14 protein-coding genes are annotated in these 12,824 nt (G+C 44.0%); 8 read left to right on the top strand and 6 right to left on the bottom strand.

Annotated features, from left to right (window positions below; all coding sequences use genetic code 11):
* The first annotated feature begins 113 nt into the window (after positions 1–113).
* The 4 genes from rsgA to ABDV94_RS14600 all read left to right on the top strand — a co-directional run bounded on the left by rsgA (position 114) and on the right by ABDV94_RS14600 (position 3,307).
* On the top strand, positions 114–1,073 hold the full coding sequence (rsgA, locus tag ABDV94_RS14615; protein WP_343747945.1) for a ribosome small subunit-dependent GTPase A: 960 nt from the start codon (positions 114–116) through the stop codon (positions 1,071–1,073).
* A gap of 187 nt (positions 1,074–1,260) precedes the next feature.
* Complete coding sequence (gene dtd, locus ABDV94_RS14610; RefSeq protein ID WP_343747944.1) at positions 1,261–1,713, top strand: D-aminoacyl-tRNA deacylase; 453 nt, start codon at positions 1,261–1,263, stop codon at positions 1,711–1,713.
* Complete coding sequence (locus tag ABDV94_RS14605; RefSeq protein ID WP_343747943.1) at positions 1,713–2,042, top strand: nucleotide pyrophosphohydrolase; 330 nt, start codon at positions 1,713–1,715, stop codon at positions 2,040–2,042. The genes dtd and ABDV94_RS14605 overlap by 1 nt, the downstream gene beginning before the upstream one ends.
* A gap of 71 nt (positions 2,043–2,113) precedes the next feature.
* Entirely contained in the window at positions 2,114–3,307 is a 1,194-nt protein-coding gene (locus ABDV94_RS14600; protein ID WP_343747942.1) for a hypothetical protein, read from the top strand.
* Positions 3,308–3,390: 83 nt separating this feature from the next.
* Here ABDV94_RS14600 and ABDV94_RS14595 read toward each other — a convergent pair whose 3' ends face one another.
* The 5 genes from ABDV94_RS14595 to ABDV94_RS14575 form a co-directional block, all read right to left on the bottom strand.
* Positions 3,391–3,819, bottom strand: a complete 429-nt coding sequence (locus ABDV94_RS14595) for an NUDIX domain-containing protein (RefSeq protein WP_343747941.1) — start codon at positions 3,817–3,819, stop codon at positions 3,391–3,393.
* Between the two features lies 1 nt (position 3,820).
* Positions 3,821–4,213 (bottom strand): nucleoside triphosphate pyrophosphohydrolase family protein, encoded by a 393-nt coding sequence (locus ABDV94_RS14590; RefSeq protein ID WP_343747940.1) that lies wholly within the window; start codon positions 4,211–4,213, stop codon positions 3,821–3,823.
* Positions 4,214–4,373: 160 nt separating this feature from the next.
* On the bottom strand, positions 4,374–5,273 hold the full coding sequence (locus ABDV94_RS14585; protein WP_343747939.1) for an SUMF1/EgtB/PvdO family nonheme iron enzyme: 900 nt from the start codon (positions 5,271–5,273) through the stop codon (positions 4,374–4,376).
* A gap of 111 nt (positions 5,274–5,384) precedes the next feature.
* Positions 5,385–6,860, bottom strand: coding sequence for an inorganic phosphate transporter (locus ABDV94_RS14580; protein WP_343747938.1), 1,476 nt, complete (start codon positions 6,858–6,860; stop codon positions 5,385–5,387).
* A gap of 25 nt (positions 6,861–6,885) precedes the next feature.
* Positions 6,886–7,533, bottom strand: coding sequence for a DUF47 family protein (locus ABDV94_RS14575; protein ID WP_343747937.1), 648 nt, complete (start codon positions 7,531–7,533; stop codon positions 6,886–6,888).
* Between the two features lie 356 nt (positions 7,534–7,889).
* Here ABDV94_RS14575 and ABDV94_RS14570 point away from each other — a divergent pair, with 356 nt between their 5' ends.
* Both ABDV94_RS14570 and ABDV94_RS14565 read left to right on the top strand, forming a co-directional pair.
* Positions 7,890–8,648: a DUF2490 domain-containing protein gene (locus ABDV94_RS14570; protein ID WP_343747936.1), complete on the top strand. Its 759-nt coding sequence runs from the start codon at positions 7,890–7,892 to the stop codon at positions 8,646–8,648.
* Between the two features lie 9 nt (positions 8,649–8,657).
* Positions 8,658–9,872, top strand: coding sequence for a porin (locus ABDV94_RS14565; protein ID WP_343747935.1), 1,215 nt, complete (start codon positions 8,658–8,660; stop codon positions 9,870–9,872).
* A gap of 253 nt (positions 9,873–10,125) precedes the next feature.
* Here the strand turns inward: ABDV94_RS14565 and ABDV94_RS14560 are convergent, their stop codons facing one another.
* Complete coding sequence (locus ABDV94_RS14560; protein WP_343747934.1) at positions 10,126–10,791, bottom strand: response regulator transcription factor; 666 nt, start codon at positions 10,789–10,791, stop codon at positions 10,126–10,128.
* Positions 10,792–11,373: 582 nt separating this feature from the next.
* Between ABDV94_RS14560 and ABDV94_RS14555 the strand changes: the two genes are divergently transcribed.
* Together ABDV94_RS14555 and tsaB are read left to right on the top strand one after the other, a co-directional pair.
* Positions 11,374–12,066, top strand: a complete 693-nt coding sequence (locus ABDV94_RS14555; RefSeq protein WP_343747933.1) for a response regulator transcription factor — start codon at positions 11,374–11,376, stop codon at positions 12,064–12,066.
* A 47-nt stretch (positions 12,067–12,113) separates the two neighbouring features.
* The gene (tsaB, locus tag ABDV94_RS14550) at positions 12,114–12,788 is read left to right on the top strand and encodes a tRNA (adenosine(37)-N6)-threonylcarbamoyltransferase complex dimerization subunit type 1 TsaB (protein WP_343747932.1); all 675 of its coding nucleotides are present in this window, start codon (positions 12,114–12,116) and stop codon (positions 12,786–12,788) included.
* The last annotated feature ends 36 nt before the right edge of the window (positions 12,789–12,824 follow it).

Below are 12,824 nucleotides of genomic sequence, written 5' to 3'. Positions count from 1 at the left end.
AAGATAACGAATGAGAACGGAATAACGTTGGTTTGAGCGAATCGGTTACCAAAAAGGCAGTAAAAAACACGATAATAGGTTCGTTTTAGGATCACTTTCGGTAATTTTGCTCCATGAGTGATCTTCGCGGAAGGGTTTTGAAATCAACAGGGAAATGGTACCAGGTATTGTTGCCCGACGGACAAGTGGTGGAATGCCGTATTCGCGGACGTTTGCGCCTGGAAGGATTAAAAACCACCAACCCGATCGCGGTCGGAGATACCGTGATCCTGGATCCGAAAGGCGATGAGGAAGGAAAACGGGTTATCGTAGATTATGAAATCCGGGAAAACTATATCGTGCGGAAAAGTACGAATTTGAGTAAGCAGATGCATATCCTGGCAGCGAATATTGACCGGGCTTATTTGATGGTGACACTGAAATTTCCCGAAACGCATTTTGTCTTTATTGACCGTTTCCTGGTTGCCGCCGAATCTTTCCGCATCCCGACCACACTGATCTTTAACAAGGTCGACCTGTTAGATGATGAAGGCCTGCTGGATTTGAAAGCGATCATGTTCATGTATGAATCGATTGGTTATCCCTGTCACGCCATTTCAGCAACGAACCTGGCAGATATACAGTTCCTGCGCGACGAAATCAACAGCAAACAAGTGATGATTGCGGGGCATTCCGGAACGGGAAAAAGCACGCTGGTCAATGCGCTGGATCCGAACCTGGACTTGCGTGTAGGAGAAATTTCCGCTGCGCACCACCAGGGACAGCACACTACGACCTTTGCCGAAATGCATCCGCTGCAGTCGGGAGGATTTATCATCGATACTCCGGGAATCCGTGCTTTCGGAATTGTAGACCTGGAAAAAGAAGTGATTTCACACTATTTCCCGGAAATGCGCGAACTGATCGGAGAATGCAGGTTCCACAACTGCCAGCACCTGAATGAACCGGCTTGTGCGGTGAAAGAAGCGGTGAAAAACGGTGAAATCTATGAAAGCCGCTACATGACCTACCTGCAGTTGATGAATGGTGACGGGGAGGATGTACACCGCCGGAATAAGCGGGGAATGGAGTAGTAAAACACCCCAAAAACCCGAAATCCCAAATTCCCAATGTCCCAAATTCCCAATATTGGGACAGCAAAATTTAAAACAGCCTGTGAGCTCTGTAAAACCTGGGTTTTGAGCTGTTTTTCTCTTGCCAATTTTCCAGTGTAAATCGTAATTCGATCTTCAAAAGCGGCGTTTTTTCTTACATTTGAGCATGCGACTAGTCATACAACGGGTTTCACAGGCAAGCGTCAGGGTGGAAGATCAAATCACAGGAGCAATTAACCAGGGACTGCTCGTCCTGCTGGGAATCGAACAGGCAGATTCGGAAGAAGATACCGATTGGCTGCTCCAGAAATTAATCCAGATGCGGATTTTCTCTGATGCAGAAGGGAAAATGAACTGCTCATTGCAGGATATTAATGGAGAATTGCTGGTGGTGAGCCAATTTACGTTACATGCATCGACCAAAAAGGGAAACAGGCCCAGTTTCATCGCAGCTGCCCGGCCCGAACAGGCCATTCCACTGTATGAATCATTCATCCGGAAAGCATCCCAGTTGCTGGGAAAGAAAGTGGAAACCGGGATTTTCGGTGCAGACATGAAAGTAGCCTTGATCAACGACGGTCCGGTTACGATTACAATAGATTCAAAGAACAGGGAATAATGGAAATTTCAGAAGCACAAAAGAAAGTCGATCAGTGGATCAAAGAAGTCGGAGTCCGCTATTTCAACGAGTTGACCAATATGGCTATGCTGACCGAGGAAGTGGGAGAAGTGGCGCGGATTATTGCCAGAAGATACGGTGAACAAAGCGAAAAAGAGAGTGACAAAAACAAAGATTTGGGAGACGAACTGGCAGATGTGCTTTTTGTGTTGATCTGTCTGGCAAATCAAACCGGGGTGGATTTGGAAAAAGCGCTGGAGAAAAACCTGGCGAAGAAAACAGGAAGGGATGCCACGCGACACAAAGAAAACAAAAAACTGTTCGATTAATCGTGTCCGTTCTTCATGTAACGAGGGAACGATTTTTGCCTTATGCAGATAGAATCTCCAATCAAAAGGTCATGAACCGACTGCTCTTATCCGCATTTCTGTTTCTTTCCCTGGCTGTATCTGCGCAGCACACGGCCGGTTTTGATGCACAGGAAGCCCGCAATCTCATTCAAATCTGTAATTCGTTCGGCTATCTGGAACTCTACGGTTCCGACGAAGCCATCATTCCGAACGATTACTCCAAAACATATACTTCTCCGGAATATGGAATGGACAACAAATTCCAGGTGTATGTGAACCGGTCGAAAACGAAAGCCGTGATTCATTTCAGGGGATCGACCGCTCAGAAATCCAGCTGGCTGGAAAACATCTATTCGTCGCTGATTCCGGCAAAAGACACCATTTTTAAAGGCGAGACAGCTTTTCCGTATACCTGTGCCGAAAGTGCAGATGCAGCGGTTCATGCAGGCTACATGCTGGGATTGACCTACTTCATCGACGATGTATTGAAACAAATCCAAAACCTCAATAAACAGGGAATTTACACGATCTACATCACCGGACATTCACAGGGCGGAGCTTTGGCACAGATTACGCGGGCTTACCTGCAGTTTCTGCCGAAAAGCAAACTGAATCCGAAAAACAGCTTCAAAGTATACGCCTTTGCCAATCCGATGGTCGGAAACAAAGCATTTGCGCAGGAATACCAACGAAGATTTGCCGATCCCGGATATAGTTTCCTGCTGCACAACCCGGAAGACATGGTGCCAAAAATGCCGGTTTCCTACAATGATTCCACATTCTGGACAAGCAACCTGAAAACGGCGTTGTTTGACCGCGAAAACTTCAGCCTGAAGGAAAGTATCAAGGAAGGAATTTTGGGGATGATGGGTGGAAAAGTGACCAGGTTCAACAACTCTTTTTCAGACAATGTGCAGGGGCAATTGATCAAATTACTGGGGGATTTCCGCATGCCGAAATACCGCGACGAATCGAATTACATGCATACTTCCGTACCGATGATGCTTCCGCCGACAGAATATCCGCTGGAACTGAAAGATTCAAGTATTTTGAAAAACGATTCCCTGATGCGGATTTACAAGCGGGATGCAAACGGAGTGTTTGAGAATAAAAGTCTGTACAAGAGATCCAAAAGTTTGCTCCAGCATAAAGCGTATAATTACTACACCGCTTTGCTCAAAGTCTATTTCGATGCAGATTACCGGAACTTGAAAGACAAATACTTTGTGATGCCGAAAGAGTAATGTTCAACGGAATAATGAGCAATTATCAGGTTTTTTCTGGCTTGATTTAGACCGTAGTTAATGGATCATTTTTTTCAGACGAATTAACCCGGGAAAGCCTTGTGGATCATTTCTGCCACGATTTTATCGATCGGGAAAGTAAGTGATTCCACGTCAAAATCACGCAGGTTTACCAGGTGGAGGGACTCCCGGTCATTCGATTTTCCCAATACTTCTTTCAGCTGATCCGAAGGAATGGTGATGTGGTAATAAACGGAAATAACCTGGTCGGAAGGAGAAAAAAACGACGGTTGAAAGAAATCCGTCAGGTAAAACAATTTGCCCACGGTAATTTCCAATCCGAACTCTTCCCGGAATTCCCGCTTCAGGCAGTCGATCGTTCCCTCACCGAATTCCAGGCCTCCGCCCGGAAACTTGGTGAAAGACAAATCCTGATACTGCTCATCCGAAAGCAGGATTTCCCGTTTTTCAGAGATGTAAATTCCGTAAACCCGGATGTTGAAATGCGTCATCTTATTGGTTTAAAATAGCTTGAATGTCCGGCTTGAAATACAATTCCGACTTCAACACCTTTCCGTCTTCGCGGTAGATCGGTAAACCGTTTGCATCCAGTTTACTCATGTTGGAACGCTGAATTTCAGCAAATACTTCCGCAATTTTATCCTGGAGTCCGTGTTTGAGAATCGTTCCGCACAAAATGTACAACTGGTCTCCCAATGCATCTGCAATCTCAACGATGTCGCCGTTTTTTGCCGCTTCCAGGTATTCCTCGTTTTCCTCTTTCATCAGGTTGTAGCGAAGTGTAATATCTGCTTCGGACAATTGAGCCGTTGGTTCGTAGTTATTCGGAATGTTGAAAGCATCGTGAAAAGTTTCAACTGCTGAAATGGTTTCTTTGAGCGTCATGTTTGTTGTGTTTGATACAAAGATAACTCAAATTGAAAAGGCGCAAGACTTATGGAGGCAAGATTGAGTGAGTCAGGATTAAGGGAGTAAGGAGTCAAGACATAAATGATCTCGTAGTTCCGATAGTCCGGTCTCTTGACTCTGACAGTCTTGCCTCTAATTAACGATTCCATTCAACAAAGGTCATCACCGCTCTGAATCCAACGGTTGGGATCGCTTCCGTGAAGTTTTTGACGCTTTCATTCCGGATATCGTATCCCGGCGAATTCCAGTCACCTCCGGCAGCCAGGTTTTGTTCTCCGAGCATTTCGGAAACATTGCCGTTCAGGTTGTAAATCCCGAATTCGTTTGGCCAGAATGAATACACCGGAGCCGTCAAATCCGCAAAATCCGCTCCTTGTGCCAGGTAGTCGATCGGGGTACTCATCACAACAAACTTCCCGCTTTCCGGATCCCGGGAAATGGATCCTCCGTCAATTGAGAGGAAGTTGCATTGAAATTTCCCGTCAGACCTTCTCAGGTAAGGAGAATTCCATGCATAAGGGCGAACCAAAGCGCTTCCGTTGGCTGCGCGGAGAAATTCCGTACGAGTTGGCAAGCGGAAAATAATCGTTTCGTTGCCGGTGTTTTTGCGCCATACGCCGGTGAGCCATTCGCAGTATTTTTCGGCTTGTTCGCGCGTCAGGTTCACTACAGGATATTGGTTATAGGCTGGATGGGTACTATAATAGCGTACATACTTGGCCAGTGAATAACCGTTGCTGTTCCACCTGGAAGAGTCGGGGAGAGCGGCCAGGTAAGCTTCCTGTTTTCCATTTTTCTTTAAATCGGATAAGTACTCTTTGTAATTCAGGTTGGAAACTTCGCCCTTCATCATGAAAAAGCCCTGGCACGAAACCGTGTCCTGCCCGATGCATGTTTTCCCGGAAGGAATATATGCATAACCTTCTTTCAGAGCTTTCTTCATTTCAGAAAGAGTGGTAATGCTTTTTGGGAGTTTGTTCAGTGAAATCAGGAATCCGCAAAGCGATACCCCAGCGATGAGTAAGGTTGTTTTCATAAAGTCAGATTTTGAAAACCTTGAACGCAGGCCGGTCGGATTGGTTACAAAAAAAAACTCTCAGCATCCCGGAGAATGTGAGAGTTTTACTTCGTAAATTAATTTTAATATCTAATGGAATAGCAGTGAAATGTAATAGATTCCTGCAGCGAGTAATCCGGAAACCGGAATCGTCAGGATCCATGCCCATAACAGGTTAATGGTTACTCCCCAGCGAACTGCACTGAGTCGTTTGGTAGCTCCAACACCAATGATGGAACCTGTAATGGTATGCGTCGTAGAAACCGGAATTCCCAGGTTGGAAACGGTAAACAAAGTCAATGCTCCGGCAGTTTCGGCACAAACACCTTCCAACGGAGTCACTTTCGTGATCTTGGTTCCCATGGTCTTCACAATTTTCCATCCTCCCATCATGGTTCCCAAACCAATCATCAGGTAGCAGGAAAATGCAATCCATCCCGGCATCGTTTCAGAGTTCACTTTCGATTTGATCTTGTGTCCCTGGCGGATTTCCCCGTTTGCTTTTACATACTCATCAAAAATGGATGCTTCGAAATAATTTTTGTTCAGCATTTTTCCTTTGAAGATGATGTCATGCGTCTTCGCATCGTAAATATCTTCTCCTTTCGTATAGATGAGGATATGGTCTTCTTTTTCGATTTTCAACGAATCGATATCGCGTGTGTACTCCGGTTTGAACTTTGCCAGTCTTCCATCCGCATCATGGTATTCGATTTGGAATACTTCCGAGATCTGGAACATTTTCGGGATTTTCCCTACGATTTGTCCCTGTTCGTTACGTTGTGAATTGGCAAAAACCATCAATGCCGCACAAATAATTCCCATTACTTTCTGAGAATCCGCACCACCGTGTCCGAGAGAGAAGGCTGCAGAAGAAAGCAATTGCAGTTTCTTGTACATGTTGGATTCCTTCATGGCAGTTTGACGCTTTCCGTGAACCAATTGATAATACGTATACGTCAGGATGAAGATCACAATCATTCCCATTACGATGTACATCATGACCGGTTTCACATCCAGGTATTCCACCATGTAATCCATAATGAAATAAGTGATTGTCGAAAGCACCAGGATGGAAATCATCTTTTTGGCAAAACTCCTGCTGACGGTAATCAGGGCGATCACAAAGGCGATAATACCTCCGATAAACGGTGCAAGAATAATGAAACAAGTTACTTTGATAATCTCGGCAGATGCAATCACGTCGAATCCTGCATGGGCTACCGCTGCTCCTGCAAATCCCCCGATCAGGGTATGTGAAGAAGAAGAAGGAATCCCCAGCCACCAGGTCATCAGGTTCCAGATCATGGCAGCAATCAATCCCGAAAGGATTACATAGAGGTTAATCGCACTGTTATCGACCGTTTTTGCTACGGTATTTCCGACGCTCATATCGAATACCCAGAAAGCAACGACGTTAAAGAGAGCGGCCCAGAGTACTGCCTGGAATGGAGTCAATACCTTTGTGGAAACCACTGTAGCAATTGAGTTTGCAGCATCGTGGAAACCATTCACCAAATCGAACAAAAGTGCAATAATGATGATGGCTATTAATAATGAAAACATACTAGTATCGGTTTTCCAATGAATATTAAGCGTATTTTACAACGATTGATTCGATCACATTTCCTGCGTCTTCACATTTGTCCGTTGCTACTTCCATGATTTGGTAAATCTCACGCTTCTTGATCAGATTTTTCGCGTCTACATCTGAGTCAAACAATTTTTCAATGCTCAAATCGAAGATGTCATCCGCCTGGTTCTCAACGCTGTTGATTTTGATTACACACTCAACAATTTTCTGTGTGTTTTTCAGGTTGCGCAATTCTTTTACAGCTGCGTTCACTGCCAAAACCGCATCGTGAATAGCATCTGCCATTTTCAGAATGCCCTGGTCGTCATTTGGGATTACTTTGTAAAAGTTGATTTTTTTTGCAGAAGCATAAATGTGGTCTGCAATATCGTCAAGAGACGTAGCCAATGAGTGGATATCTTCGCGATCAAAAGGAGTAATGAAATTTCTTCCTAACTCAACAAAGATTTTGTGTGTCAGATCATCATTTTGATGCTCCAGATCTTCCATCTCTTTAATAATAGTAGCTCTTTTGTTGTAGTCTGCTTCGTTTACGCAAAGAACCAATTTTCCTGCAATTGCTTCCAGGTTTTGAGATGCTTCTTCAAATAAAGAGTAGAACACTTTGTCTTTAGGTAAGAAAAATTTTAAAATTCCAGATGCCATTTTACTAAACTTAATATTTTGCTGTGGCAAATGTACTTCTAGTTTGCAGAGGATGTTTCGCCCGGAGTAAATGTTAACGAAAAGGTAAAGTAAGCTTGTTTACAGGTGAAAAGAGCTGTATTTTAACCGAAGATACAGTATTTGAAGGGGTTAGGATTTATCCTGTGTTAACTCAATGTTAAGTAATGGGTTTTTGAACCGGAATCACTCGTTGAATTCGGGGAGAAAGAAGCCCGGTAAATGGCAAAAACGACGAGTTATGTTAACTGAATATTAAAAATATTATCAAAAAATTAAACTATTATTTGTGGTGTGTTAATTCAATATGAAGCAATTAGTTTTGCCAAAAAAAGCACATGAAACAAGTTGTTTTTCTGGTATTTCTGACACTTCCACTCTTGCCTAAGGCTCAGGGATGGGCAAATGATACACGCTTCAGAACCGGTACATGGAATACGGTGAATATACGATACGAAGCTTTCCCGAAACTGCATTTTTTGGCTGAAGGACAGGTGCGGAGCCAGGAATTATACAACGACCTGAATTATTGGGAGCTGAAAACCTATTTTCATTACCTGTTTACAGAACAGCTTTCCGGTGGATTGGGAGTGGGAACTTACCACCAATATGTAGATTATGAAAATTTCCGCACCCCTCAAAAACAGGTTGAAAACCGCGTTTGGGCGGAATTCCTCCTGAAATCTAAAGGTGGACGCATCCAGTTTGACCACCGCTACCGGTTCGAATACCGTTTTATTCAAAAGTGGGACAATACGAAACATGATTTCTCGAACAATTATGACGGTACAACCGATGAAGACCGCTACCGTTTTCGCTACCGGTTGCAGGCTTTTGTGCCGCTGACACATAAAACCATGCAGGAAAATACCCTTTTTGCCAACGTTTCGGACGAAGTGATGTTTACGCACAAAGCACCTTATTTCAATCAAAACCGCTTTTTTGTCGGCCTGGGGTACAAGTTTAAAACAGCTACGATTCAGATGGGGTTGATGCACCAGTTTCTGCATATGAATACAATGGATCGCAGGAAAGACTATACGCAGATTACCTTCAGTAAAGTGATTAAAACCAAGCCGAGAAAGAAAACCGTTTAAATCGTCCGCATGAAACACATCCTACTTGTCAGTACGCTGATTTTTGCCACAGGAATCTATGCTCAGAAGAAAATCGACCTGTCTATTTTGACCAAGCCTCAGAGAGGAATTGAGTTCATTGCAAAAGATTCATTGTTTTCCATGCGTTTCCAGTTCCGGATGCAAAACCGGGCGGCCATGCTTACGAGAAGTGATCATGATTTGTCGGCAGAAAGTTATGAGTTCAGAGTACGCCGCGTGCGTTTAAAAATGGAGGGATTCGTATACAATCCGAAACTAACCTACAAATTGCAATTGGTTTTTTCACGGGGCGATATGGATTGGGATATGACTCATATGTCGCATGTGAATACGAGTGTGAATATTGTGCGTGATGCGGTAATTTACTACGAACCGTCAAAAGAACTTAAGTTTGGTTTCGGACAGACGAAACTTCCGGGAAACAGACAGCGCGTGATTTCTTCCGGAGACCAGCAGTTTGCGGATCGTTCGATTGTGAATGCGACTTTCAATATGGATCGTGATTTCGGATTCTTCGGATCATACAAGCGCAATTACTTTGCGGTTTTGGGAGCACTCACATCCGGAGAAGGGCGAAACAGTGTGAGTTCCAATAGCGGATTGAGTTACACCGGGAGGGTAGAAGTGCTGCCTTTTGGTGCTTTTACGAATAAGAACGATTACCAGGAGGGAGATTTGGAGCGCGAACCGAAACCAAAACTCTCATTCGGGGCATCCTATAATTTCAATGACGATGCGGTCCGCTCAGGCGGACAACTCGGAAGAGACCTGCACCGCAAAACCGATATGGCGGTTGTTTCCCTGGATTTATTGTTCAAATACAAAGGCTTTGCTGCCTACACGGAATTCATGCAGCGAAACTGCTCCAATCCAATCACCTTTACTGCAGACACGGCCGGAATTCAGGCGGTTTATGCCGGGAATGGATTTATGCACCAGTTGAGTTATTTGTTTAAATCCAATTGGGAACTGGCAGCCCGCTATGCGGAGATTACGCCTTTTTCTTCTGTTTATGATAACCCGGAGTTCGCAGACGTTAACCTTAAAAAACACCAGGAGTTTCAGCTGGGAGTTACGAAATACCTGTATGGTCACCGGGTAAAAGTGCAGGGCAACGTACTTTACCAGCTCACATCCGATTTACGGGAAGAGATTGAGACCGGAAGATTCGGTGCTATATTCCAGGTCGAATTGGGAATCTGATCCCAAACCGCATTGGTTTTAGCTTGTGATATGTAATGGTTCATACTTCGACAAGCTCAGTATATAATAGTTCAAAAGTTAAAAATGGACTTTTAACCTTCTCACTTTAACCTTTTCAATTAGTAGGATTGGATGTCCGTCTCGATACCAGTTTCGTTCCTCAAGTACCCGACATGACATCTCTGGAATTCAAAAGCCTTTTATCTTAATTAATGCTGAGCGAAGTCGAAGCATCAATTCTCAATTAAAAAAGTTATCCCTTAAACTTATAGCCGATTCCTTTCACGGTTTGGATGTAATCGTCACCGATTTTTTCGCGGAGTTTTCGGACGTGGACATCAATTGTGCGGTCGCCCACCACGATATCGGTTCCCCAAACACGCTCCAGGATCACATCGCGTTCAAACACTACTTCCGGTCTGGAAGCAAGTAATGCCAGCAATTCGAATTCTTTTTTAGGAAGATGCAGTGTTTCGCCGTTCTTCACCACGAGGTATTTTTCGCGGTTGATCACCAGATCGGAAGTGCCCGACGGTTTGGCTGGTGCTACTTCTTTTCTTCTCAGGAGTGCATGCACCCGGCTGATGAGCACGCGCGGTTTGATCGGTTTTGAAATGTAATCATCCGCACCGGCATCCAAACCTGCTATCTGGCTGTAATCTTCATTACGAGCCGTCAGGAAGCAGATCAGCACATTTTCCAGTCCGGCTGTATTCCGGATTTGTTCACATACTTCGATTCCATCCATTCCCGGCATCATCACATCGAGGATTACCAGATCGGGTTTTTCCTCCTTGCAAAGTGCGATCCCGGCTTGACCGTTATTTGCCAGCAGGATTTGAAATCCTTCTTTTTTCAGATTGTATTCGAGTATGTCGCGAATATCTTCTTCATCATCAACTATTAAAATTTTATCCATTCTTATTAGTTCTGAGATACTTCCAAAGTTAAGAAAGTATTTCGGAGTAGGCCTTAGAATAATGAAGATATTCCTGAAGCTAAAACGAGGTAGTTGAAAACGAGGCTTGTAAAGAATATGTTAAGGAATTTTAATTAAAAATCCGTTCATCTCGTATTTTGTCCATTCAACATCGAAAAAGGCTATTTTTTTCAAACAAAAAATCTTACTTTCTTGGAATCTTAATTTCAGATAATATTTACCCGGGGAATAATTCATCGGGTGGGTTTAGTGATTAATCTGTTCAATTTTAGATGTAATTGATTCATCAGTGAATTATTTAACGTTCGACCGGTGCATTCGTTTCAATCATTCTTTAAATCCTTTATTTGTCCGTTTTTGTCTCTTTGCCGGAAAAGTGCGCAAGCAACGGTATTATGCCTTATCTTTGCTGAAGTAGTAGTAGGTTAGGTTGATTAGTGTGATAAGAGCTTGGGACGCCCGTCTCAGGCTCTTATCTTTTTTAGCCCGTTTCAAATCTGTTGCCCGAACCACAGTCATCCAAGCCATTTCTTTATTATCTTCACGGAAACAATCATACGAATGAAACCAAAGGCTAAAATATTATTGGTTGAAGATGACGCTAACCTCGGATTTGTAATTTCGGACCAGTTGAAATCGGAAGGATACCAGGTCGTTTTGTGTACTAACGGAATGGACGGACATATGCGCTTTTCCGAAGACGAATTCCACCTGTGTATTTTTGATGTGATGATGCCCAAAAAAGATGGCTTCACGCTGGCACGCGAAATTCGCACCATGAACCAGGAGATTCCCATTTTATTCCTGACGGCAAAAGCCATGACGGAAGATAAAATAGCCGGATTCAATGCCGGAGGAGATGATTATCTGACCAAACCTTTTTCATTCGATGAACTTTCCGTACGTGTAAAAGCACTTTTAAAACGTGTCCACATCCAGGATGAACCGGAACAAAAAGTTGTGCAGATCGGAAGTTATACCTTTGATACGGAAAACTTCACGCTGAAGCACCCGGAATTTGAGAAAACGCTGACGAAAAAAGAAGCAATGGTATTGAAAATCCTGTGTAAATTCAAAAATGCCGTGGTTCCGAGAGAGAATATCCTGACAGCCGTTTGGGGCCAGGATGATTATTTTGCGGGAAGAAGTATGGATGTGTTCATCACGAAATTGCGGAAGTATTTCTCCATGGACGACCAGATTTCGATTTCAAACATCCACGGAATCGGGTTTAAATTGGAAGTTTTGCCCTAATTTTGCTTCCTCAGCCGGTTGAATTTCGGCGCATTTTCCGGGAAAACATGACAACAATCTTACATATTGAAACAGCAACCAAAGTGTGTTCGGTAGCACTTTCCGTTGACGGGGAGTTGAAACAGCTGCAGGAGTTGAAAGACGATGGCTATGCACATGGAGAAAAATTGACGATTCTCATCCAGCAGGTACTGGAACTGGAAAAAATCACTACGGAACAATTGTCTGCCGTTTCGGTTTCTGCCGGCCCGGGTTCCTATACCGGCTTGCGTATCGGTGTTTCAACCGCCAAAGGACTTTGCTATGCGTTGGGAATTCCACTTATTGCGGTCGGTACATTGGAATCAATGGCGGCTTTGGGGAAAATAAACTACCCGCATTTGAATCTCTGCCCGATGATCGATGCCAGAAGAATGGAAGTGTTTTCACTCCTGGTGGATGCTCAGGGAACCATCCTGAAGCCGGCAAGTGCAGATGTATTGGATGAAACAACATACCAGGCGTTTGAACCGTTTGTGTGCTTCGGTGATGGTGCTCCGAAAATGCAGGAATGGTGGACAAACCGCTCCATTACCTTTGACCTCGGACTGGAACCCTCTGCCCAGGGACAAGTGGCACTTGCCTTTCAGAAATACACCAAACAGGAATTTGCAGACGTTGCCTATTTTGAACCGGATTACCTGAAGGAATTCTACCAGGCGCCTGTTTCCAAAAAGAATTGATTTCGACTGAGCTCATGCCGATTGTTATCGGTGCTG

It is taken from the genome of Fluviicola sp. (assembly GCF_039596355.1).
In the GTDB taxonomy this organism is placed as follows: Bacteria; Bacteroidota; Bacteroidia; order Flavobacteriales_D; family Crocinitomicaceae; genus Fluviicola.
Note: the sequence above shows the minus strand (reverse complement) of the source record. Positions and strands in the feature narration are given on the sequence as shown.